Origin of the sequence: Rhodococcus sp. JG-3, from assembly GCF_000482405.1 — a bacterium.
GTDB lineage: Bacteria > Actinomycetota > Actinomycetes > Mycobacteriales > Mycobacteriaceae > Rhodococcoides > Rhodococcoides fascians.
The window spans coordinates 2,899,473-2,921,715 of sequence record NZ_KI519398.1; the positions used below are offsets into that span (position 1 = coordinate 2,899,473).

The window sequence follows — 22,243 nt, forward strand, 5'->3', positions numbered from 1 at the left end:
TAAGAGGTACGAGATGGCACGCAAGACGCTTGTCCAGATGATCGACGATGTCGACGGTTCAGTAATCAAAGAAGGCCAGGGGGAGTCGATCGAATTCGGTATCGGTGGAAACCAGTACCGCATCGACTTGAATCTCAAGCATGCGAACGAACTGCACGAGCAGCTGGCTTTCTGGATCGAGCACGCCGAGAAGATTTCCGGTCGCCGCCCCCGTAAGACCGGTGCCGCGCCGGCACCGGCTCGAGGAAAGGTCGATCTGCAGGACATCAGAGCGTGGGCTCGCGAGAACGGCCACGAGGTCAGCGCCCGAGGTCGAATCAGCCAGGAAGTTCAGGCCGCCTACGAGGCTGCGCACTGACCGCCTCCCAGCCTTGATATGCCCGCTGTCTTCGGTCAGCGGTAGTTCGGTCATCGAATTCGATTACCGATTCCGTGCTTCAGCTCCGTCCGTGCGGTAATCCGGACGGAGCTTTTGCATGTTCGAACCATTTGTCGGGCGATCGACAGGGCATGAACGCCGGTAAGCACACAGGTACGACAAAACAGGTGTTTCGGTCCTGCGATTCGACGGTTCTCTCCACAGGATTGCGCGTGTCCACAGGGCAATGCGGCACCTGCACTTTCTCGGAATCACCTCCTTTCGGTCGTGTCACCGTCATGGCGACCGGATCCGGCCGTGCTGTGCGGCCGCAGAGTGGAGGAATTCGACATGCCGACCAATCAAGAACTCGGGGCCCGCGGTGAGGACCTTGCAGCGCGCCATCTCGAGCACATCGGCCTGGAGGTGATCGAGCGGAATTGGCGGCATCGTTCGGGGGAGCTCGACATCATTGCGCGCGAGGGCGAGACGATGGTGTTCGTCGAAGTCAAAACGCGTTCGGGAATCGGTTACGGAACGCCGGCGGAAGCGGTGACGTACACCAAGCAGACTCGGATCAGAGGATTGGCGTTGCAGTGGCTTTCGCTTCGCGGAGGGCCGTGGGTCCACATCCGATTCGACGTGATCGCCATCGTGATCGGTCGCGGTGACGACCCTGTTCTCACTCACGTCAGGGCGGCGTTCTGATGCCCCTGGGACGAGCCCATTCGGTGGCGGTCAACGGCGTCGACGGAGTATTGGTGGAGATCGAAGCCGATATCGGTCAGGGTCTTCCGGGGACCCATCTGGTAGGACTGCCCGATACCGCGCTGAACGAATCGCGTGATCGGGTCAAGGCCGCGGTGAAGAATTCGGGTGGTACCTGGCCGGACAGTCGAGTGATTCTCGCGTTGTCTCCGGCGACGTTGCCCAAGGGTGGCTCGGTGTACGACCTCGCGCTGGCATTGTCGGTCCTCGACGCCGCCAAGGCCATTCCGCGGGGAAGCCTGTCGGAGACGGTGTTTCTGGGTGAGTTGGCTCTGGACGGCAGGTTGCGTGCGGTCCGCGGGGTACTGCCCGGAGTGCTCGCGGTGAAGGCGGCGGGGTGGCAGCGGGTGGTGGTGCCGAGTCGGTGTCTGCCCGAAGCGGGTCTGGTGGACGGTATCGAGGTGTTGGGTGCCGATTGCCTGGCGGATGTCGTTGCGTGGCTTCGTGGTGAGCAGGCGCTGGAATCGCCCACCCCCACCGACTGGCATCAGGAGAGCTATCCGGATCTCAGTGACGTTGCCGGTCAGGCGGATGCCCGATGGGCGTTGGAGGTCGCTGCGGCCGGTGCGCATCACATCATGTTGACCGGCCCACCGGGAATCGGGAAAACAATGCTCGCGCAACGTCTTCCGGGGATTCTCCCGCCGCTCACCGAGTCCGAGGCGCTGGAGGTGACCGCGATCCATTCGGTGGCGGGGCTGCTGACGAGTGCGCGGCCGCTGATCACATCGCCGCCGTTCATCGCCCCACACCATTCGACGTCGGTGAGCGCGTTGGTCGGAGGAGGTACCGGAATGGCCAAACCGGGCGCAGTCAGTCGCGCGCATCGCGGAGTCCTGTTTCTCGACGAATGCGCCGAGATGAGCATCCGGGTACTCGAAGCGCTGCGAACCCCACTCGAAGACGGTGAAATTCGGATTGCGCGTCGAGACGGGGTGGCCCGGTACCCGGCGAGGTTCCAACTCGTCCTGGCGGCCAATCCGTGTCCGTGCGCCCCGGCGCGGCAGGCCGACTGCGTGTGCGCGCCCACTGCTCGCCGCAAGTACTTGGGAAAACTGTCCGGACCGCTCCTCGACCGGGTCGATCTCCGAATTCAGATGATGGGAGTCGCGACCGGGGCGCTGGTCGATGACATCGGAGAAGGAACGGCCGATATTCGCGCCCGCGTGACGGGAGCGAGGGATGCTGCCGCTCATCGTTGGTCGGAGTTCGGGTGGAGGACCAATGCGGAAGTGCCCGGACCCGCACTGCGTCAACGGTTTCGGCTCGCTCGGTCGACGCTGGTACCGATCGAGCGGGCATTGCGCAATGGATCGCTGACCGCGCGCGGCGCGGATCGTGCGATTCGGGTGGCGTGGACTCTGAACGATCTCGCCGGCGGCACCGTGCCCGGTGCAGACGAGGTCGGTGCCGCACTGGATTTTCGAGACAGGGGAGTGGCATGACCTATGACGCACGTCGGCTGGCGTGGGCGTATCTGTCCCGGGTGGCACAGGGTCCGCATCGCACGGTGACGGACCACGCCGCTGCCCACGGCCCCGAGGTCACCGCCGCAGCCGTACGCGCCGGACACTTGGGTGAGCGACTGGCAGCACGGGCTCATGTCGACACTGCAGCAGCAGATCTGGACCACATGGCCGCTCTCGGTGGACGGCTGATCACCCCTGACGACGACGAGTGGCCTGCGTGGCGTTTTCTCGGCTTCGATGGGTCCGGCCTCACCGCGGGTGTCGACACATCGCCGCCGATCGCACTGTGGGCGTTGGGAAACCGGTCTGTCGGAGCAGACACCGAACGATCGGTGTCGATAGTCGGAACCCGAGCGTCGAGTCCGTACGGCGACCACGTCACTGCCGAGATCTCCGCCGATCTGGCGCTGGACGGCTGGACCGTCGTGTCGGGTGCTGCCTTCGGTATCGATGCGGCAGCGCATCGCGCGGCACTCGGAGTCGAGGGGACGACGATGGCGGTGCTCGCCTGCGGCGTCGACCGGGCATACCCGGCGGGCCACTCCCGCCTGTTGCGTCAGATCGCCTCGAGCGGTGTCGTTCTCAGTGAATACGCGCCCGGAACCACTCCGGCCAAGCACCGGTTCCTGGCGCGCAACCGACTGGTGGCGGCTCTCGGTTCGGCGGTGGTGGTCGTCGAGGCGGGATGGCGGAGCGGGGCGCGCAACACCGCGGCGTGGGCGGCGAAACTGGGGCGCCCCGTTCTTGCGGTGCCGGGGCCGGTCACTTCTCCGACGTCGAAGGGATGCCATCGCATGATTCGTGAGGGTGAGGCCGTTCTGGTGTCGAGCTCGCACGATGTGGTGGCCGAGGCCGGGGCGCTCGGCTCGCCGGAGGAACCCCGTCCCGATCTGTTCCGGGAAATCGATGCGCTGTCCGAGACCGCACTGTTGATCTACGACGCGCTGCCGGCCACGGGAGCGTTGTCCACCCGTGAACTGTCGGAGAGTTCCGGAGTTCCGTTGTCGAAGGTCCGCGCCGCGCTACCGGTGATGGAGATGGACGGCTTCGTGAGCAACGACGAGACCGGGTGGGCCCGGGTGGTGCGCGGCTGAGGTGACGGCCCTACCGAGGCCCGGTGAAGGTAGGGTGTTAGGTAATGCTTAGTCGGTGCAGTGAGCATCGGCGTCGTTCGCTCGAAGAGGGGTCTGTAGTGCCGCGTAAGAAAACCACGTTGACCGTAGTGCGCACGGAAGCGCTGACCCCGCACATGCACCGGGTGTATCTGGGTGGTCCAGGCTTCGAGGAGTTCGACGCCATCGATAAGACCGATGCGTACGTCAAGCTGTTCTTCGGAACCGAGGACGAACCGATCATGCGGACCTACACCGTTCGATCCGTCGACACCGACGCGCGGGAAATCGCCATCGACTTCGTGGTGCACGGCGACGAGGGCGTCGCCGGACCGTGGGCCACACGCGCGAAGCCGGGCGACGAGATGTCGTTCTTCGGGCCGTCGGGGGCATACGCGCCTCGCCCCGACGCCGATTGGCACCTGTTCGCAGGCGACGAATCGGCTATCCCGGCCATCTCGGCTGCGGTCGAGGCCCTCCCGGAAGACGCCATCGCCAAGGTGTTCATCGAGGTCGGCGATCGTCACGACGAGATCTACATGGAGACTCTCGCAGTCGTCGACGTCACCTGGGTGCACCGGGGCGCGTCGTCGAACGAGATCGGCGACGACCGGGCCGGAGACAACGCACCGCTGATCGAGGCCGTCAAGAACACCGAATGGTTACCCGGGCAAGCGCAGGTGTTCGTCCACGGTGAGGCGCAGGCCGTCATGCACAACCTCCGTCCGTACATCCGCAAGGAACGTGGGGTCGGGGCCGAGTGGGCGTCGATCTCGGGTTACTGGCGTCGGGGGCGGACCGAGGAAACCTTCCGAGCCTGGAAGCGTGAGCTGGCACAGGCGGAGGCGGGAGTCGACGCCTGATCGCGCACCGACGTCCACCCGACGGCGTGTCCGGTTGTCGAGCGAGACGTCAGCGCCCAAGCTGAGCCGATGACCGATTCGCTGCCGCCGCACCTGGAGGTGCACGTCGAGGAGTTCGCCGAACACCTGCGCCTCGGACGGGAACGGTCGGAGCACACCATCCGGGCCTACGTTGCCGACGCGCGTTCGTTACTGGCGCACCTGGCCGCGTCCTCACCGGGCGCGACGATCGCCGATCTGGATCTGCGTGTCGTGCGCTCGTGGTTGGCGGGGTACTCGGCGGCCGGCGCGGCCCGGACATCGATGGCCAGGCGCACCTCGTCGGTGCGAACGTTCGGGGCGTGGCTCGAACGGGTCGGGGCTGTGAAGGTCGGTCCCGCGCAGCGTCTCGCGTCCCCGTCGGGTCACCGCACCCTGCCCGGAGTGCTGCGTCACGATCAAGCGACGCGAGCGCTGGACGCTGCCGAGTCGGGTGCCGCCGAACTCGATCCCATAGCGCTGCGCGATCGACTCGTCGTCGAACTGTTGTATGCGACCGGGGTCCGCGTGGGGGAGCTGTGCGGTCTCGATGTCGACGACGTGGACACCGATCGACGAGTCGTTCGGGTGGTGGGCAAGGGCAACAAGGAACGGTCGGCACCGTACGGTCTGCCGGCCGCGCAGGCACTCGACGCCTGGCTCACCGACGGCAGGCCTGCCCTGGCCGTCGATCGATCCGGACCGGCCCTGTTGCTCGGGCGTCGGGGTGGACGACTCGACCAGCGACAGGCCAGGTCGGCGGTGCATGCTGTGCTGGAGACAGTCCCCGGCGGCCCCAGCCTGGGACCGCACGGCCTGCGCCATACGGCAGCCACGCATCTGCTGGAAGGAGGTGCCGATCTCCGGGTGGTGCAAGAACTGCTCGGACATGCATCTCTTGCCACGACGCAGATCTACACTCACGTATCCGTCGAACGGTTGCGGGCGGTGCACGATCAGGCGCATCCCAGAGCATGAGCGTCGAGCTGGGCGGCGCATCGTTTGGTAGCGTCTGCCCAGGATCGACTACACCGAATACGGGGGACCGTGGACCGCGACCGACCGCAAGGTAAATCGGAGCCGTGGTCGACGCATGGCCACAGTGCGCCGGTGAACGGGGCACGACCCGGCAGTGCAGTCGACGGCAGTGCAGTCGACGGCCGGGGTGACAATGCCGCCGGATCCGCACCGTCGGAACCGATGTCCACTCCGCGCTCTACGCCCCGGCAGCCCCCGCCGTGGCAGACGCCCGATTCTGCGCAGCGACCTCCCGTGCCCCCGCGGTACAACCCGCCCGTGCCGCTTCGACCGGGCCCGCCGGCCGCCTATCCCGAGGCACAGATGCCGCCCGTTCCGCCCGTCGGGGACGATCGGTCGCAGGCCCAGCCGGCCCAGCAGGCACCCTGGTCCGCGCAGCCGTGGGCAGGTGCCCCGAATCCGTATCGTCCGAGCAGTCAGGACCTGGGTGCCGAATCGCTGCTGAAACGACCCAAGCGCACCTCGTCGTCGGGGTGGCGTCGCGGTGTGCACCGGTTGACCGGTGGCGTCATCAACCCCGGCGAGTCGACGGCCGAGGAGCGCTACCGCAACCAGGTCGATCGCATACGCCAGCCGGTGCTGGGGGACTACCGCATCGCGTTCCTGTCGCTCAAGGGCGGGGTCGGCAAGACGACGACCACTCTGGGTCTGGGGTCGACGTTCGCGTCGCTGCGCGGAGATTGCGTCATTGCCGTCGACGCGAACCCGGATTTCGGGACACTCGGAGAGCGGGTACCGCGTCAGACCGCGTCGACTGTTCGCGACTTGTTGGCCGCAGCCCCGAACATTCGCCGGTATTCCGACATTCGCGCTCATACCTCGCAGGCACCGAGCCGACTGGAAGTGTTGGCCGGTGAGCGGGATCCCTCGGCGTCGGAGATGTTCGGCGAAGAGGACTATCGCGCGGTCATCGACATGCTGCAGGTCTATTACAACCTGATCCTCACCGACTGCGGAACCGGCATCATGCACTCGGCGATGAACGGGGTGCTGCAGCTGGCCAATGCGCTGGTTCTGGTCAGTTCGCCGGCCGTCGACGGGGCACGCAGTGCAGCTGCGACTCTGGACTGGCTGGAACTGCACGGATACGGCCATCTGGTCGAGCGCACGGTCGTGGTGATCAGTTCGGTCCGACCGGGTTCGTCCGCGGTCGACATGAACTTGTTGCAGCAACACTTCCTGGAGCGCTGCCGCGCGGTGCTGGTGGTTCCGTTCGACGAGCACCTCGCCGAGGGGGCCGTGGTCGATCTCGAGAAGCTGCGTCCCCAGACCAGGAGCGCTTTCGTCGAGCTTGCCGCCATGGTCGCGGACGACTTTCCTGCCGCGTCCGGTCGTCACTCCGGCCCTGCGCACTGACCGTCACCGAACCGGCTCCTGCACGGGTTTCAATCTGATCGGACGGGCACGCACCAGGGCCGTCGGATCGAGGTATTCGCGGCCCCGCTTGATGCCCCAGTGCAGGCATGTCGCCGTGCAGCCGTCGTGTCCCGACGTCAGCGAACCCAGGATGTCGCCGCGTCGTACTCGTGCTCCGGCCCGGATCGCCGCCGTCACGGGTTCGTACGTCGATCGAAGTCCGCCCGGATGGTCCACCGACACCACCGGCTTACCGGCCACGAGGCCTGCGAACACGACCGTGCCGTCGGCGACGGCCAGAACCGAGGTGCCGTCCGCCGCGGCGAGGTCGACCCCGCGATGGCCGGGGAGCCAATCGTGTTCCGGGCGGTCGAACGGTGTCACGACGCGAGGGTGCGGCCGAATCGGCCACGCGAACGAGTCCGATTCGGCTGCCGCGGCCGGCGTGGTCAGCACGATCGCGGCAAGAACGCAGGCGATGCAGCCGGTACGAAGAGTGTTCACTCGTCGACGATGGCCTGTGAATGTGCTGGAAAACGAGGCCCGGCACGAATTGTGGACAACCGAAAGATTCGTCCACAGGCACCGGAATCTCTTGACAGTCGGGCCTGGTTATGACGGGGGCCGCCGCAGGTCTACACTCCTTGTTGCGGCCTGTGCGTGCACGGGTCGACTTCGCGCGTCCGCGTCATCGTATCGACTGCCTCGGCAGAGTTCACGATACGAGAACCGGTTGTCGGCGGTCCTGATCCCCCTGTGGTTCAGGTCCGACAACTTCGGCGGTCGCCAGGGCAGAGGTCACCGACACTCTGCGTCAACCGAACCATGAAAGAGAGTTATTCAGCCATGGCTGTAGTAACAATGAAGCAGCTGCTCGACAGCGGCACACACTTCGGACACCAGACCCGTCGCTGGAACCCGAAGATGAAGCGATTCATCTTCACCGACCGCAACGGCATCTACATCATCGACTTGCAGCAGACTCTGACCTTCATCGACAAGGCCTACGAGTTCGTCAAGGAGACGGTCGCCCACGGCGGCACCGTTCTGTTCGTCGGCACCAAGAAGCAGGCACAGGAGTCCATCGCCGCTGAGGCAACTCGCGTGGGCATGCCCTACGTGAACCAGCGCTGGCTCGGTGGCATGCTCACCAACTTCCAGACCGTGCACAAGCGCCTGGTCCGCCTCAAGGAGCTCGAGGCAATGGAGCAGACCGGTGGCTTCGAGGGACGCACCAAGAAGGAAATCCTCATGCTCACGCGTGAGATGACCAAGCTCGATCGCACCCTCGGCGGCATCCGCGACATGGCCAAGGTTCCGTCGGCCATCTGGATCGTCGACACCAACAAGGAGCACATCGCCGTCGGCGAAGCGCGCAAGCTGAAGATCCCGGTCATCGCGATCCTGGACACCAACTGCGATCCCGACGTGGTCGACTACCCGATCCCGGGTAACGACGACGCGATCCGTTCCGCTGCGCTGCTGACCAAGGTCGTCGCATCCGCAGTGGCCGAAGGTGTGCAGGCCCGTGCAGGCCAGAACATTGCAACCGACGCCAAGCCCGAGGTCGGCGCAGGCGAGCCGCTCGCAGAGTGGGAGCTCGAGCAGCTCGCACAGACGTCCCCGGCCGCTGACGCTCCGGCAGCAGAGGCTCCCGCAGCCGATGCGCCGGCCGCCGACGCACCGGCAGCAGAAGAAGCACCGGCAGCAGAAGAAGCACCGGCCGCTCAGGCTTGATCGAATTCGGTCCCGGTTCACCCTCAAGGGTGGGCCGGGGCCGCTTCGGTATGTCAGGGTTGTGATCGGTCCGGCTCCACAGCGAGCCCGTCGATCACGCTTCGAGAACAGCACTTTCGTCAACGCCCGTATTCAGACTTTTGAGGAGGCTCGCCCACGATGGCGAACTACACTGCCGCCGACGTCAAGCGGCTCCGCGAGCTCACCGGCTCCGGAATGATGGACTGCAAGAACGCACTCGCCGAGAACGACGGCGACTACGACAAGGCCGTCGAGTACCTGCGTATCAAGGGTGCCAAGGACGTCGGCAAGCGCGCCGAGCGCAACACCGCCGAAGGCCTCGTCGTCGCCGAGGGTGGAGTGCTCGTGGAGATCAACTCCGAGACCGACTTCGTGGCCAAGAACGACGAGTTCCAGACGTTCGCCGCGTCCGTCGCGGCGACGGCTGCAGCAGGCGAGCCTGCTGATGTCGACGCTCTCAAGGCACTCGACCTGAACGGCAAGACCGTCGAAACGGCTCTGAACGAGTTGTCGGCCAAGATCGGCGAGAAGCTCGAAATTCGCCGCGTCGTGTCCTACGACGGCAACACCGCGACCTACCTGCACAAGCGCAGCGCGGACCTGCCGCCTGCCGTCGGCGTGCTGGTCGAGTACACCGGTGACGGCGACGCCGCCGGCGATGCTGCGCGCGCTGCCGCGATGCAGATCGCAGCGCTCAAGGCCAAGTACGTCACCCGTGACGAGGTTCCCGAGGATCTGGTCGCCGCCGAGCGTCGGATCGCAGAAGAAACCGCGCGCGAAGAGGGCAAGCCAGAGCAGGCTCTGCCGAAGATCGTCGAAGGTCGCGTCAACGGATTCTTCAAGGACGTCGTTCTCACCGAGCAGAAGTCGGTTCAGGACGGCAACAAGACCGTCAAGGCCATCCTCGACGAGGCAGGCGTGACCATCACCCGTTTCTCCCGATTCGAGGTCGGCGCCAGCTAGTCTGCGCTCGATCCGATCGAGGCGATGCCGTTCATTCGATTTCATCGAGTGGACGGCATCGTTCGTGCGCGAGGCAGGTCGGAGCCGTGTCCACCGATCGGGTGCCGATAGGGCAGGATGATCGGTGAGTAAACCGTAGTGTTCGACGAGTACCGAGGAGAGCTATGACCGATCCGGCCCCTGACCGTCCCGGGTTCCGACGCGTGATGCTCAAACTGGGTGGGGAGATGTTCGGTGGTGGCCAGGTGGGGCTCGATCCGGATGTCGTGAACAACGTTGCCGAGCAGATCGCCGAGGTGGTGGCCACCGGAGTTCAGGTTGCCGTGGTGATCGGTGGCGGAAACTTCTTCCGCGGTGCCGAATTGCAGCAGCGGGGGATGGACCGATCTCGCTCGGACTACATGGGCATGCTCGGCACGGTCATGAATTGTCTTGCGCTGCAGGATTTTCTGGAAAAGCAGGGTGTTGCCACCAGAGTCCAGACCGCTATCACGATGGGCCAGGTGGCCGAGCCGTACCTCCCGCTGCGCGCGCGACGGCACCTCGAGAAGGGGCGTGTCGTCATCTTCGGCGCAGGTATGGGCATGCCGTACTTCTCGACGGACACCACGGCGGCGCAGCGGGCGCTCGAGATCGGTGCCGAGGTGCTGTTGATGGCCAAGGCCGTCGACGGTGTCTACTCGGCCGATCCACGGCTCGATCCCGACGCGACGATGTTCGACACGATCACCCACCGCGAAGCCCTCGAGCGAGGCCTCAAAGTTGCCGACGCGACTGCCTTCAGCCTCTGCATGGACAATCAGATGCCGATGTTGGTGTTCAATTTGCTGATTCAGGGCAACATTGCTCGCGCCGTGTCGGGCGAGAACATCGGCACGCTGGTCACGTCGTGAATGCCGCCGACACGACCGCGAACGAACCGAGAACGAAGACGATGGAGGACAGATCGTGATTGACGAAGCTCTCTTCGACGCCGAAGAGAAGATGGAAAAGGCCGTATCGGTTGCCCGTGACGATCTGTCCTCGATCCGCACCGGGCGGGCCAACCCGGGAATGTTCTCGCGCATCGTCATCGAGTACTACGGTGCCCCGACGCCGATCACCCAGCTGGCCAGCATCAGCGTGCCGGAGGCGCGATTGGTGGTGATCAAGCCGTACGAGTCGAATCAGCTCGGGCCGATCGAAACCGCTATCCGCAATTCCGATCTCGGCGTCAACCCCACCAACGACGGCAACCTGATTCGTATCGGCGTGCCGCAGCTGACCGAGGAACGACGCCGTGAGTTCGTCAAGCAGGCCAAGGGCAAGGGCGAGGACGCCAAGGTGTCCATTCGCAACGTGCGCCGCAAGACGATGGAAGAGCTCAAGCGCATCCAGAAGGACGGCGAGGCCGGCGAGGACGACGTCGTACGCGCCGAGAACGAGCTCGACAAGACCACCGCGAAGTACACCGCCTCGGTCGACGAACTGGTCAAGCGCAAAGAGGGTGAATTGATGGAGGTCTGACCTCCTTCGATAGTTGCGCAACACGGTGGAACGACGATGAATATCGAGGAGTTGACGACAGTGGTGGGACCGGATCGGCAGGAGGGCAGCGGCACGCCCGCTGGCTCGTCCGGGGTCGCCGCCACGAAGTCCGCCGGCAAGGCGGGTCGAAATCTGCCTGCCGCGATCGGCGTCGGCGGCAGTTTGGGTATCGGGTTGATCCTCGTGCTCGTGTTCGTGCCGCTGGTATGGATCGGTGTCGTGGCCGTGGCGTTGGCCGTCGCGACGTACGAGGTGTCCAAGCGGCTCCGCGAGGGCGGTGTTCTCGTTCCGCGCATCCCGCTGATCCTCGGTGGTCAGGCCATGATCTGGCTGGGCTGGCCGTTCGGTGCCGTCGGAGTGCTCAGTGCGGCTGTGGGCACCGTCGTGGTCTGCATGGTGTGGCTGTTACTGAGACAAGGCTTCGGTACTGCTCCCAAGAACTATCTCGAAGAACTCTCCGTCACCGTTCTGGTGGCGTGTTGGCTACCGCTGTTGGCCTCGTTCGCCGTTCTGATGGTCCTGCAGGACAACGGTGCCGGTCGCATCCTGGTCTTCGTCATCGGCGTCGTGTGCTCGGATGTCGGTGGTTACATCGCCGGTGTGCTGTTCGGCAAACACCCGATGGCACCGGCCATCAGCCCGAAGAAGTCCTGGGAAGGGCTGGTCGGATCGCTCATCTTCTGCGTCATCGGTTGCCTGCTGACGGTGACCCTGATTCTCGAGGCCAACTCGATGATCGGTGTCCTGCTAGGAGTCGTGCTGGTCGTGACGGGAACACTGGGCGACCTCATCGAATCGCAGGTCAAGCGCGACCTTCGAATCAAGGACATGGGCTCGTTGCTGCCAGGCCACGGCGGCATCATGGACAGACTCGACTCGTTGCTGCCCTCTGCGTTCGTTGCGTGGCTCGTCTTCACCGTGTTGCTCTGACCGACTCCGCCGGACGATGAGCGGTGATCGCGGCGGGGTGATTCCCAGTCCCAACATCTGGCACTGGCCGCATCTGTACGAGGCGGAGAACAGGGCTCAGGACGTCGACGGCGCTGTGTTCGCGTCCATTCGATCGACCGTCGATTGGACGGCCGAGAACGTCGTGGACGTGGGCTGCGGCAGCGGTTTCCATCTTCCGATCTTCGCTGCGGACGCCCGGTACGTCATCGGTGTGGAACCGCACGCCCCATTGGTGGCCGCAGCCCGCACGCGCGTCGAGTCACTTGCGAACGTCGCCGTGCGTGCGGGTAGAGCGGACGCGCTGCCCGTCGACACAGGTTCGGTCGATCTCGTCCACGCGCGAACCGCGTATTTCTTCGGCCCCGGCTGCGGCCCGGGTATCAGCGAAGCGATGCGAGTTCTGCGGCCCGGAGGGGCGTTGGTGGTCGTGGACCTCGACGCCACGTCGTCTCCGTACGGGGACTGGATGCGTGCGGATCTCCCGCACTACGATCCTGCGGCCGTCGAGGCGTTCTTCGATGCCCAGGGATTCGAGATGCGACGCGTCGACACGAGGTGGGCGTTTCCCGACCGCCGGGTTTTGCGGGATGTGCTGGGAATCGAGTTCTCACCGCGGGTAGCGCGCGCTGCGGCACGGCAGGTCGACGGCCTCACCCTGAATGTGCGCTATCGCATCCACGTTCGATACAAGCCGACCGGCGTCGAGTCGATCTGAGCCTGGCTCGGCAGCGAGCGATCAGGACGCGGCGGAGATTCCGAAGATTCGAGCCAGTTCGTTGATCTTGAGAGCCTTTGCCAGACGCGGCAGATCGCTGCCGTCCTTGACGTGAGCACCGTCGGCACCGAGAGCGTCGATGACATCGTGAGCCCAGGACACGTCTGTCGGGGAGGGGGCCAGTTCGCGGTTGACGATGGCCACCTGATCGGTGTGCATACAGAGTTTGCCTGCCATGCCCATCGAGAGCGTCAGGGCTGCATCGCGCCCGAGGATGCTGTCGTTCGCGGTCAGTGTCGGACCGTCGATGGGTCCGGGTAGTCGTGCGACGCGCGAGGAGACGACCAGTCGCGAGCGCGGGTAGGCCATGGCGAGCGGGTCGTCGCTCATGCCCGTGTCGCGTCGGAAGTCGCCGCTGCCGAAGGCGAGACGGAATGTCGAGTCCGCGCGCGCGATTTCGGTGGCGGCCTCGAGTCCTGCTGCCGATTCGACCAGCGCGAGGATCGGGGTGCCGTCGGCGAGGCGGGCGGCTGTCGCCTCGACCTGACCGCCGCTCTCGGTCTTCGCGAGCATGACCCCCACCAGGCCGGGCAGCCCGGACAACGCGGCAAGATCGTCGGCCCAGTACGGGGTCGTCGCGTCGTTGACGCGCACCCAGGCCGAGTTGCCCTCGCTCAGCCAGCGCACGACGGTCTCGCGAGCAGCAGGCTTCTTCGCCGGAGCGACTGCGTCCTCGATGTCGAGAATGACGGCGTCGACACCGGATGCGACAGCAGCGTCGAACGTATCGGGCTTGGTGGCCGGAACCAACAGCCACGATCGTGCGCGGTCGGGTGCAACGCCGGATGCCACCGGTGTCTCCATGAAAGTAGTCACGTCATGCTCCTCGAGTGAAGTCGGGCACCGCCAACCTTATCGATTCAGAGCATCGGTGCCAGCTTCTGTACATAGTGTTCACGAACCGTGACGCTGGTTCTTCTTCGCTGCGCGCCGGACCTGCAGGATTCGGGCACCGCCGGCCATGGCCATCACCAGCGCGCCCGCGATCGCGGCCAGCAGCATGCTGATTCCGAGGGGTAGGTCGAGCTGCCAGGCGAAGATCTGGACGGTGACCGAGTCGAGGTTCTGCACGATGAACACCAGGAGAACGACAAGGACGACGGCCCCGACCACCAGGCCGGTCCAGAGGGCGGCGGTGCGGGTGTGCGCCACATCGGTGGGGGTGTGCTGCTGTTCCGGAACGAACTCGGGGTCGGGCGCGGAATGGCCGTCCGAATCCGGGGTCGTGATCGGGGCGAGTTCGCGCGACGGGCCCACCGTTTCGTCGAACCCCGGCTTGGTCGACGCCGATGTGTCGAACGGTGCCTCGTTGTTGTCGTCTGCTCTGGTGGCCATGTCGATGATCCTTTCGCACGCGTGGTCCGAATGCACGCGCAATCGGTCCCGGCGTCGATACCCGTCAGGGCACCGTCGAAAACCGTCGCGAATAGGACTGTGAGCAGAACGGGTGGACAATGGTGGGTATGGAGTTGAGCCAGCAGGAACGACGCGGGGGTCGAGCATGAGTGATTCCGCAGCCGCAACGGACAGCACGACCGAGCAGAAGAGACCGAATCTTCCGCTGGTCTTCACAGCTCCGCGTCGGGGTATGCCGTCGCGTCACCTCGCCGACCTGGACAAAGAGGGCCTGCGTGAGGCAGTGAAGGCACTCGGTCTACCGGCATTCCGGGCCGACCAACTTGCGCGGCACTACTACGCGCGGCTCGAGGCCGACACCACCAAGATGACCGATCTTCCGGCCGAGGCTCGGGAGAAGGTCGGTGCCGATCTTTTTCCCACCTTGCTGACGCCGATCAAGCACTTGGCATGTGATGACGGTGACACTCGAAAGACGCTGTGGAAGGCCAACGACGGGACTCTGCTCGAGAGTGTTCTGATGCGGTATCCGGATCGCGCGACGCTGTGCATCTCGAGTCAGGCCGGTTGCGGAATGGCATGTCCGTTCTGCGCAACCGGTCAGGCCGGCCTGACGCGGAACCTGTCGACGGCCGAGATCGTCGATCAGGTCCGTTCGGCGGCCGCGGACATGCGCGACGGCGTCGTCCCCGGCGGTGAGGGTCGTCTGTCGAACGTCGTGTTCATGGGCATGGGTGAGCCGCTGGCCAACTACAAGCGCGTCGTCGCGGCAGTGCGCAAGATCGTCTCACCAGCCCCCGACGGGCTGGGACTGTCACAGCGTTCGGTCACCGTGTCGACGGTCGGCCTTGCTCCGGCCATTCGAAAGCTGGCCGACGAGGGTCTGTCGGTGACCTTGGCCGTGTCTCTGCACACGCCGGACGATGAGCTGCGAGACACGTTGGTCCCGGTCAACAATCGTTGGTCGGTGGCGGAGGTTCTCTCCGCAGCCCGGTACTACGCCGATCAGACCGGTCGACGCGTCTCGATCGAGTACGCGATGATCCGGGACGTCAACGATCAGCCGTGGCGAGCGGACATGCTGGGCAAGAAGCTGCACAAGGCGCTCGGATCCCGGGTACACGTCAACCTGATTCCCCTCAACCCGACTCCGGGTAGCGAGTGGGATGCCAGCCCGAAGCCGGTGGAGCGGGAATTCGTTCGCCGGGTCATCGCGCAGGGCGTCTCGTGCACCGTCCGCGATACCCGAGGGCAGGAGATCGCGGCGGCGTGCGGTCAGCTCGCCGCCGAGAACTGAACCGCTAGCGGGGCTTGCGGCGGACGATGACGTCGCGCACGACGAGTCCGACCAGCGCCACGGCAAATCCGACCAACCACAGGTCTTCGACCTTGCCGGTGTGATTTCCGATGATCATGAACAGCAGGAACGCGGCAACGACGATGGCTGCGACGCGCATCGCCTTGTTCGACTCGCCGCTCCATCCCCACGCGGCGGACGGCACCTCGGGCACCTCGTTGCGGGTATCGACGACCGGGTCGTACGAAGCGGATTCCAGTTCGGTATTTGCCACCGGTCGATCCTCTCGGGTGATGCGTTCACGTGGGTCCCGGCACGAACGGTGCCAGACGCGTTGTCGGAACAATATTGGCATACGACCGCCCGTCGTAGTGATCAGGGTTGCATCGCTCACCCAGCGCGTGTGTGGGCTCGAATGAGAGACTGCGGCGGTGACCTCCGAGCGCCTTCCCCATCGTCCGAGTCGGTCCCCGCTGAGCTATCCCCGCGACATGGTCGGTTACGGCCGCACGCCGCCGCTCGCGCAGTGGCCGGGTGAGGCGAACATCGCCGTCCAGTTCGTCCTCAATTACGAGGAGGGTGCCGAGAACAACGTGCTCGACGGCGACACGAAGTCCGAGACGTTTCTGTCGGAAATGATCGGCGCACAGGCGTTTCCGAATCGACACATGAGCATGGAATCGCTGTACGAGTACGGATCCAGAGCCGGAGTGTGGCGCGTGCTGCGCGCATTCGAGAAGCGTGGGTTACCGCTGACCGTGTTCGCGGTCGCCAAGGCAATGGAGCGGAACCCGGAAGTGGTTGCGGCACTGCTGGAGTTGGACCACGAGATCGCATGTCACGGCTTGCGGTGGTTGTCGTATCAGCAGATCGACGCGAACGTCGAGCGCGAGCACATGGCGGAGGCCGTGACCATCCTGCGCGAGCTGACGGGGTCTGCGCAACTGGGGTGGTACACCGGGCGCGACTCTCCGAACACCCGATCGCTCGTGGTGGAGCACGGCGGATTCGTGTACGACTCCGACTCCTATGCAGACGATCTGCCGTACTGGGAGAAGGTGCCCCGAGACGGCGGGGTCGTCGATCACCTGGTGGTGCCGTACACCCTGGACACCAACGACATGCGTTTCGCATCGCCGGGGGGATTCTCGACGGGCGACGAGTTCTACGCGCATCTACGTGACGCCTTCGACGTTCTCTATGCCGAGGGCGCGAGTGGGAGTCCCAAGATGCTCTCGGTCGGACTTCACTGCCGGCTGGTGGGCAGGCCGGCCCGCATGGCTGCACTGGAACGTTTCCTCGATCACGTGCAGTCGCACGACAAGGTCTGGGTCGCGAAGAGAATCGACATCGCCGAACACTGGCGAGCTGTGCACCCGCCCGAGGCCTGAGTCAGTCGGCCTGTCGGCACGCCGATGCCAGCGCGCTCAGATAGCGGTCGGTGAATGCTGCCTGGACGCGCCTGCCCACCGGGCCGCCGAGCTTGGTGTACCAGCGACCGGGTCGCGAGAACGCCGATATGTGGGCGGTGACGGCACCGTCGGCGGGGGAGTAGTCGACGTAGAAGAGTTCTTCGCCGGACTCGGGATGCCCGTCGAGTGTTCCGTAGGCGAAACCCTGACGGTTCGCCTCGTCGATGACATAGACCACACGACACGGAATGCGCACCGGCCCGAGTGTGAGAACGACCACCGAGTCGGGCACAGCGGTCTCGGCCTCGGAACGGACCTTCAGTCCTGCCCCACGGTGCATGTCCCATCGCATCAACGCATCGGCCGCCGCCACGAAGTCGTCCAGCCCCGATCCCACGACCCTCGACATCGTGACGTGGTGGTATCCGGTGGGCAGTGGGCCGGCGGTGGCCCCCGCATCGTCGTAATTGAACGGTGCCGAGCGGTACTTCGAGAAGTCCATGCACCCCAGCGTGCCAGCCTGCGTCGGCACATAGGGGTTTCTCAGCCTCGGTAGGCAACAATGGACCGGTGCCAGACCATCGTGAGCGAACGACCAACTCGGATCGCCCCGAGCCGATACGTGTGCTGTTGCTGGGAAGTACCGGGTCGATCGGAACCCAAGCGCTCGACGTCATCGCCGCCAACCCGGACCGCTTCGTCGTGGTCGGGCTGGCTGCGGGCGGTGGAAACATCGAACTGCTCCGTCGCCAGATCGCGGAGACCGGTGTCCGACGGGTAGCCGTCGCCCAGCCCGAGGCCGCCGCCGAGCTCGATTTCCCCGGAGTGCTGAGTGGTCCGCGAGCAGTGACCGAGCTGGTCGAGTCGACCCCGGCGGACGTCGTGCTCAATGCCCTCGTGGGTTCTCTCGGCCTCGAATCGACCCTGGCCGCGCTGAACAGCGGTGCGCGCCTGGCGTTGGCCAACAAGGAATCCCTGGTCGCCGGAGGCGAGCTGGTTCTCGCCGCCGCAGCCCCCGGTCAGATCGTGCCGGTCGACTCCGAGCACTCCGCGCTCGCCCAGTGCCTGCGCAGCGGTTCGCGCGGCGAAGTGGATCGACTGGTTCTCACTGCATCGGGAGGTCCGTTTCGAGGGTGGAGCGAGAGCGAACTGAAGTCGGTCACGCCGGAGCAGGCCGCCGCGCATCCCACCTGGTCGATGGGGCCGATGAACACGTTGAACTCGGCGACACTGGTCAACAAAGGTCTGGAACTGATCGAGGCGCACCTGCTGTTCGGTGTGCCCTACGAGAGAATCGACGTCACCGTGCACCGGCAGTCCATCGTGCACTCGATGGTGACGTTCGTCGACGGTTCGACCATCGCTCAGGCCAGTCCACCGGACATGAAGTTGCCGATCGGGCTGGCCCTCGGCTGGCCCGATCGAGTGCCGGACGTCGCCCGTGCACTCGACTTCACGACCGCATTCTCCTGGGACTTCGAGCCACTCGACGACCGAGTGTTTCCGGCGGTGCAGCTGGCGCGTGAGGCCGGGATCATGGGTGGGTGCATGACTGCGGTGTACAACGCGTCCAACGAAATCGCTGCAGAAGCGTTCCTGAACGACAGGATCGAATTTCCGCAGATCGTCGAGACGGTGCGCGCGGTACTGGGCGACGGCGGGCAGGACTGGTCGACGGCTCCCAGGGACGTCGACGACGTACTCGCGGCGGACTCCTGGGCCCGGGCCCACGCCCGTGAACTACTGAAACCGAAAGGCCTCTGACACATGGTGTTCGCTCTGGGTGTCGTGCTGTTCGCCGTCGGAATCGGGGTGTCGATCGCGCTGCACGAAGCGGGACACATGTGGACCGCGAAAGCGCTCGGCATGAAGGTTCGCCGCTACTACATCGGGTTCGGCCCGAAGATCTTCTCCTTCCGACGCGGCGAGACCGAATACGGCCTCAAAGCCATTCCGGCAGGCGGATTCTGCGACATCGCCGGCATGACCGCCATCGACGAACTCGCGCCCGACGAGGTCGAGCGTGCGATGTACCGCCAGAAGACATGGAAGCGCATCGTCGTCATGGTCGGCGGCATCGCGATGAACTTCGTGCTGGGAATCGTTCTGGTCTACGTGTTGGTGCTCGGCTGGGGCACGCCGGATCGGGTGACGCCGACAACGACGGTCCAGGGCATCGGTTGTGTCAGCACGTCCCAGACCGAGGACGGTGAACTTGCGCCGTGTTCGGGAGACGGTCCGGCTGCCGAAGCCGGACTGCGCACGGGCGACATCATCACTGCGGTGAACGGTCAGCCGACAGAGACTTGGTCCGACGTCGTTCTCGCCGTTCGGGACTCGACCGGGTCGGCCGATCTGACAGTCGATCGCGACGGTGCTTCGCAGACTCTGAGCGTTCCGATCCTTCAGGTTCAGCGCTACGTCGTCGATCCTGAGACCAAAGCGAAGAACTCGACAACCGTGGGAGCGATCGGCGTCACCGGCGGTCCACCGCCGAACATTCGATACAACCCGATCGAAGCAGTGCCCGAGACCTTTGTTTTCACCGGGGACATCTTCGTGCAGACCGGGAAAGCGTTGGTGCAGTTGCCGAGCAAGGTGGAGGCGCTGTGGGATTCGATCTTCGGTGGTGAACGAGGGCTCGACACGCCGATGAGTGTCGTCGGAGCAAGTGTCATCGGTGGCCAGGCCGTGGAAAACGACAACTGGCAGACGTTCGTCGGGCTGCTGGCGTCGCTCAACTTCTTCCTCGGTGTGTTCAACATCGTGCCGCTGTTGCCACTCGATGGTGGCCATATCGCCGTGACCATCTACGAGCGCATACGCAACATTTTCCGCAATCGTCGCGGCCTGCCCGACGGTGCGCCGGTGGACTACATGAAACTGATGCCCGTCACCTACGTGGTCATCATTGTTTTCATCGGGTTCTCTCTCTTGACGCTCACGGCGGACATCGTCAACCCGATTCAATTGTTCTAAGTAGACTCGACAGTCGTAGCTAGGAAAGAAGGCCACTGTGTCCGTGTCAGTCGGATTGGGAATGCCCGCACCGCCGGTGCCCGTACTCGCGCCACGTCGAAAGACCAGGCAGCTCCAGGTCGGGTCGGTGGGTGTCGGAAGCGAAAGCCCCATCTCGGTGCAATCGATGTGCACCACCAAGACCCACGACATCAACGCCACCCTGCAGCAGATTGCAGAGCTGACGGCGTCGGGTTGCGACATCGTTCGTGTTGCGTGCCCCACACAGGACGACGCCGACGCGCTGTCGATCATCGCCAAGAAGAGCCAGATTCCGGTGATCGCCGACATCCACTTCCAACCGAAGTACATCTTCGCGGCCATCGACGCCGGGTGCGCAGCGGTGCGCGTCAACCCGGGCAACATCAAGGAGTTCGACGGCCGCGTCAAGGAGGTCGCCAAGGCGGCCGGTGACGCGAACATTCCGATCCGCATCGGTGTGAACGCCGGCTCCCTCGACCCGCGGCTGATGAAGAAGTACGGCAAGGCGACACCCGAGGCGCTCGTCGAATCTGCGCTGTGGGAAGCAGGCCTGTTCGAGGAGCACGGTTTCGGCAACATCAAGATCTCGGTCAAGCACAACGACCCCGTCATCATGGTCGCTGCGTACGAGCAGTTGGCGGCACAGTGCGACTACCCACTGCACCTCGGTGTCACCGAAGCGGGGCCGGCTTTCCAGGGGACCATCAAGTCCGCTGTGGCATTCGGGGCCCTGCTGTCCAAGGGCATCGGCGACACCATCCGAGTTTCCCTGTCGGCACCGCCGGCGGAGGAGATCAAGGTGGGAAACCAGATCTTGCAGTCGTTCAATCTGCGCCCGCGCAAACTCGAGATCGTGTCCTGCCCCTCGTGTGGTCGCGCACAGGTCGACGTCTACACCCTCGCCGACGAGGTGACTGCGGGACTCGAAGGCATGGAGATCCCGCTACGCGTCGCGGTCATGGGCTGCGTCGTGAACGGGCCGGGCGAGGCCCGCGACGCCGACCTCGGTGTCGCGTCGGGCAACGGCAAGGGCCAGATCTTCGTCAAGGGCAAGGTCATCAAGACGGTCCCCGAAGCGCAGATCGTGGAGACGTTGATCGAGGAAGCGATGCGCATCGCCGAGGAGTTCGAGAAGGACGAGATCGCCAGCGGTGGCGCGCCGGTGGTCACCGTCAGCTGAGCGGGTACACCTGTTCGGCGTCCGGTTTGCCGCTCTGCCACCGGGGGAACACATTGTCTGGAATGATTCGCTTCAGAATCGGTGCGTACGCGGTAGGTGGGTCAGGAGGTCGGTAGGTGCTCAAGCTCCTCGGTGCGAAGCCTCTCGGTAATCGGGACGTCGCGCACGTGCTCCGGGTGCTCGACGCCGACCCCGTTGCAACCTGCATGGTCGCCGCGCGTGTGCAGGAATCGGGCCTCGATCCGAGGTCGTTCCACGGCGAGATGTGGAGCAGGGGCGGTCCGGACGAGTCGCTGTGCTTCTACGGTGCGAATCTGGTTCCGTTGCTCGGTTCCAGCGACGATCTTCGTTCCTTCGCGGACCGCGCGTGCCGTGGGCCGCGTCTGTGCTCGTCGTTGGTCGGCAGAGCGGAGTTGACGCTTCCGTTGTGGGAAATGCTCGAGACGGATTGGGGTCCGGCGCGAGAGGTACGCGGTGAGCAACCGTTGTTGGCCACGTCGGTACCGTCGTCCATCTCGCATGATCCTCTCGTTCGGCTCGTTCGACCCGACGAGCTGGACGTGTATCTGACCGCAGCCGTTGCCATGTTCATCGAAGAGGTCGGCGTCGACCCGCGACTGAACGACGGCGGTAGGGGATACCGGCGTCGGATCGCCAGTCTCATTGCAGCGCAACGTGCCTGGGCCAGATTCGAGGACGGCCGCGTGGTGTTCAAGGCCGAGATCGGCTCGCAGTCCGGGACGGTCGGGCAAATCCAGGGAGTATGGGTGCACCCGGACCGACGCGGGCACGGCCTGGGTGCATCCGGAACGGCGACCGTGGTGAACTCGGTCGTCCGCCAGGGGCGTACTGCGAGCCTGTACGTCAACAGCTTCAACTACGTCGCGCGCCGGGCCTACGCGAAAATCGGTCTGACGCAAGTGGCGACGTTCACCACGGTGCTGCTGGACTGAGAACGGTCGCTCGATCGGCTTGTCCCGAAACGCGATTCGTTGCCGTGGTCGACGCACCGGCCGTATTACGATGGGGCGCAATGAGATCA

24 protein-coding genes are annotated in these 22,243 nt (G+C 64.9%); 19 read left to right on the forward strand and 5 right to left on the reverse strand.

Annotated features, from left to right (window positions below):
* The first annotated feature begins 13 nt into the window (after positions 1–13).
* The 7 genes from K414_RS0115125 to K414_RS27100 all read left to right on the forward strand — a co-directional run bounded on the left by K414_RS0115125 (position 14) and on the right by K414_RS27100 (position 6,982).
* Positions 14–358, forward strand: coding sequence for an Lsr2 family protein (locus tag K414_RS0115125; protein WP_027496695.1), 345 nt, complete (start codon positions 14–16; stop codon positions 356–358).
* 351 nt (positions 359–709) lie between these two features.
* Positions 710–1,066: a YraN family protein gene (locus K414_RS0115130; protein ID WP_027496696.1), complete on the forward strand. Its 357-nt coding sequence runs from the start codon at positions 710–712 to the stop codon at positions 1,064–1,066.
* Positions 1,066–2,571: a YifB family Mg chelatase-like AAA ATPase gene (locus tag K414_RS0115135; RefSeq protein ID WP_027496697.1), complete on the forward strand. Its 1,506-nt coding sequence runs from the start codon at positions 1,066–1,068 to the stop codon at positions 2,569–2,571. The genes K414_RS0115130 and K414_RS0115135 overlap by 1 nt, the downstream gene beginning before the upstream one ends.
* Complete coding sequence (gene dprA, locus K414_RS0115140) at positions 2,568–3,689, forward strand: DNA-processing protein DprA (RefSeq protein WP_027496698.1); 1,122 nt, start codon at positions 2,568–2,570, stop codon at positions 3,687–3,689. Before K414_RS0115135 ends, dprA begins: the two co-directional genes overlap by 4 nt.
* Before the next feature lie 98 nt (positions 3,690–3,787).
* On the forward strand, positions 3,788–4,570 hold the full coding sequence (locus tag K414_RS0115145; protein ID WP_027496699.1) for a siderophore-interacting protein: 783 nt from the start codon (positions 3,788–3,790) through the stop codon (positions 4,568–4,570).
* 69 nt (positions 4,571–4,639) lie between these two features.
* On the forward strand, positions 4,640–5,566 hold the full coding sequence (locus tag K414_RS0115150; RefSeq protein WP_027496700.1) for a tyrosine recombinase XerC: 927 nt from the start codon (positions 4,640–4,642) through the stop codon (positions 5,564–5,566).
* Positions 5,567–5,698: 132 nt separating this feature from the next.
* Positions 5,699–6,982, forward strand: a complete 1,284-nt coding sequence (locus K414_RS27100; RefSeq protein ID WP_237606187.1) for a MinD/ParA family protein — start codon at positions 5,699–5,701, stop codon at positions 6,980–6,982.
* A gap of 3 nt (positions 6,983–6,985) precedes the next feature.
* Here K414_RS27100 and K414_RS0115160 read toward each other — a convergent pair whose 3' ends face one another.
* Positions 6,986–7,441 (reverse strand): M23 family metallopeptidase, encoded by a 456-nt coding sequence (locus K414_RS0115160; RefSeq protein ID WP_237606508.1) that lies wholly within the window; start codon positions 7,439–7,441, stop codon positions 6,986–6,988.
* Between the two features lie 387 nt (positions 7,442–7,828).
* On the opposite strand from K414_RS0115160, the gene rpsB reads away from it, so the two are divergent.
* The 6 genes from rpsB to K414_RS0115190 all read left to right on the forward strand — a co-directional run bounded on the left by rpsB (position 7,829) and on the right by K414_RS0115190 (position 12,896).
* The gene (gene rpsB / locus K414_RS0115165; protein ID WP_027496702.1) at positions 7,829–8,719 is read left to right on the forward strand and encodes a 30S ribosomal protein S2; all 891 of its coding nucleotides are present in this window, start codon (positions 7,829–7,831) and stop codon (positions 8,717–8,719) included.
* Between the two features lie 159 nt (positions 8,720–8,878).
* A complete protein-coding gene (gene tsf, locus K414_RS0115170; protein WP_027496703.1) occupies positions 8,879–9,703 on the forward strand; it encodes a translation elongation factor Ts in 825 nt (274 codons plus the stop codon).
* Between the two features lie 164 nt (positions 9,704–9,867).
* The gene (gene pyrH / locus K414_RS0115175) at positions 9,868–10,596 is read left to right on the forward strand and encodes a UMP kinase (protein WP_027496704.1); all 729 of its coding nucleotides are present in this window, start codon (positions 9,868–9,870) and stop codon (positions 10,594–10,596) included.
* 55 nt (positions 10,597–10,651) lie between these two features.
* A complete protein-coding gene (gene frr / locus K414_RS0115180; RefSeq protein WP_027496705.1) occupies positions 10,652–11,209 on the forward strand; it encodes a ribosome recycling factor in 558 nt (185 codons plus the stop codon).
* Between the two features lie 36 nt (positions 11,210–11,245).
* Positions 11,246–12,160 carry a phosphatidate cytidylyltransferase gene (locus K414_RS0115185; protein ID WP_027496706.1) on the forward strand — a complete coding sequence of 305 codons (915 nt, stop codon included), beginning with the start codon at positions 11,246–11,248 and terminating at the stop codon, positions 12,158–12,160.
* A 16-nt stretch (positions 12,161–12,176) separates the two neighbouring features.
* The gene (locus K414_RS0115190; RefSeq protein ID WP_197077486.1) at positions 12,177–12,896 is read left to right on the forward strand and encodes a class I SAM-dependent methyltransferase; all 720 of its coding nucleotides are present in this window, start codon (positions 12,177–12,179) and stop codon (positions 12,894–12,896) included.
* A gap of 21 nt (positions 12,897–12,917) precedes the next feature.
* Here the strand turns inward: K414_RS0115190 and K414_RS0115195 are convergent, their stop codons facing one another.
* Both K414_RS0115195 and K414_RS27105 read right to left on the reverse strand, forming a co-directional pair.
* A complete protein-coding gene (locus K414_RS0115195) occupies positions 12,918–13,772 on the reverse strand; it encodes a CoA ester lyase (RefSeq protein ID WP_027496708.1) in 855 nt (284 codons plus the stop codon).
* 78 nt (positions 13,773–13,850) lie between these two features.
* The gene (locus K414_RS27105) at positions 13,851–14,291 is read right to left on the reverse strand and encodes a lipopolysaccharide assembly protein LapA domain-containing protein (RefSeq protein WP_037220232.1); all 441 of its coding nucleotides are present in this window, start codon (positions 14,289–14,291) and stop codon (positions 13,851–13,853) included.
* A gap of 166 nt (positions 14,292–14,457) precedes the next feature.
* On the opposite strand from K414_RS27105, the gene rlmN reads away from it, so the two are divergent.
* On the forward strand, positions 14,458–15,609 hold the full coding sequence (gene rlmN, locus K414_RS0115205) for a 23S rRNA (adenine(2503)-C(2))-methyltransferase RlmN (protein ID WP_045841851.1): 1,152 nt from the start codon (positions 14,458–14,460) through the stop codon (positions 15,607–15,609).
* 4 nt (positions 15,610–15,613) lie between these two features.
* On the opposite strand, the gene K414_RS0115210 is transcribed toward rlmN, so the two are convergent.
* On the reverse strand, positions 15,614–15,883 hold the full coding sequence (locus K414_RS0115210) for a DUF2631 domain-containing protein (RefSeq protein WP_027496710.1): 270 nt from the start codon (positions 15,881–15,883) through the stop codon (positions 15,614–15,616).
* A gap of 217 nt (positions 15,884–16,100) precedes the next feature.
* Here K414_RS0115210 and puuE point away from each other — a divergent pair, with 217 nt between their 5' ends.
* The gene (gene puuE, locus K414_RS0115215; protein WP_027496711.1) at positions 16,101–17,000 is read left to right on the forward strand and encodes an allantoinase PuuE; all 900 of its coding nucleotides are present in this window, start codon (positions 16,101–16,103) and stop codon (positions 16,998–17,000) included.
* A gap of 1 nt (position 17,001) precedes the next feature.
* Here puuE and K414_RS27110 read toward each other — a convergent pair whose 3' ends face one another.
* Entirely contained in the window at positions 17,002–17,523 is a 522-nt protein-coding gene (locus K414_RS27110; RefSeq protein ID WP_032366411.1) for a DUF1990 domain-containing protein, read from the reverse strand.
* Between the two features lie 122 nt (positions 17,524–17,645).
* Here K414_RS27110 and dxr point away from each other — a divergent pair, with 122 nt between their 5' ends.
* The 4 genes from dxr to K414_RS0115240 all read left to right on the forward strand — a co-directional run bounded on the left by dxr (position 17,646) and on the right by K414_RS0115240 (position 22,154).
* A complete protein-coding gene (gene dxr, locus K414_RS0115225) occupies positions 17,646–18,785 on the forward strand; it encodes a 1-deoxy-D-xylulose-5-phosphate reductoisomerase (protein WP_027496712.1) in 1,140 nt (379 codons plus the stop codon).
* A 3-nt stretch (positions 18,786–18,788) separates the two neighbouring features.
* Complete coding sequence (locus tag K414_RS0115230; protein WP_027496713.1) at positions 18,789–20,000, forward strand: M50 family metallopeptidase; 1,212 nt, start codon at positions 18,789–18,791, stop codon at positions 19,998–20,000.
* A 37-nt stretch (positions 20,001–20,037) separates the two neighbouring features.
* Positions 20,038–21,201 carry a flavodoxin-dependent (E)-4-hydroxy-3-methylbut-2-enyl-diphosphate synthase gene (gene ispG, locus K414_RS0115235; RefSeq protein WP_027496714.1) on the forward strand — a complete coding sequence of 388 codons (1,164 nt, stop codon included), beginning with the start codon at positions 20,038–20,040 and terminating at the stop codon, positions 21,199–21,201.
* Positions 21,202–21,317: 116 nt separating this feature from the next.
* Entirely contained in the window at positions 21,318–22,154 is an 837-nt protein-coding gene (locus tag K414_RS0115240) for a GNAT family N-acetyltransferase (RefSeq protein ID WP_027496715.1), read from the forward strand.
* Positions 22,155–22,243 lie beyond the last annotated feature (89 nt).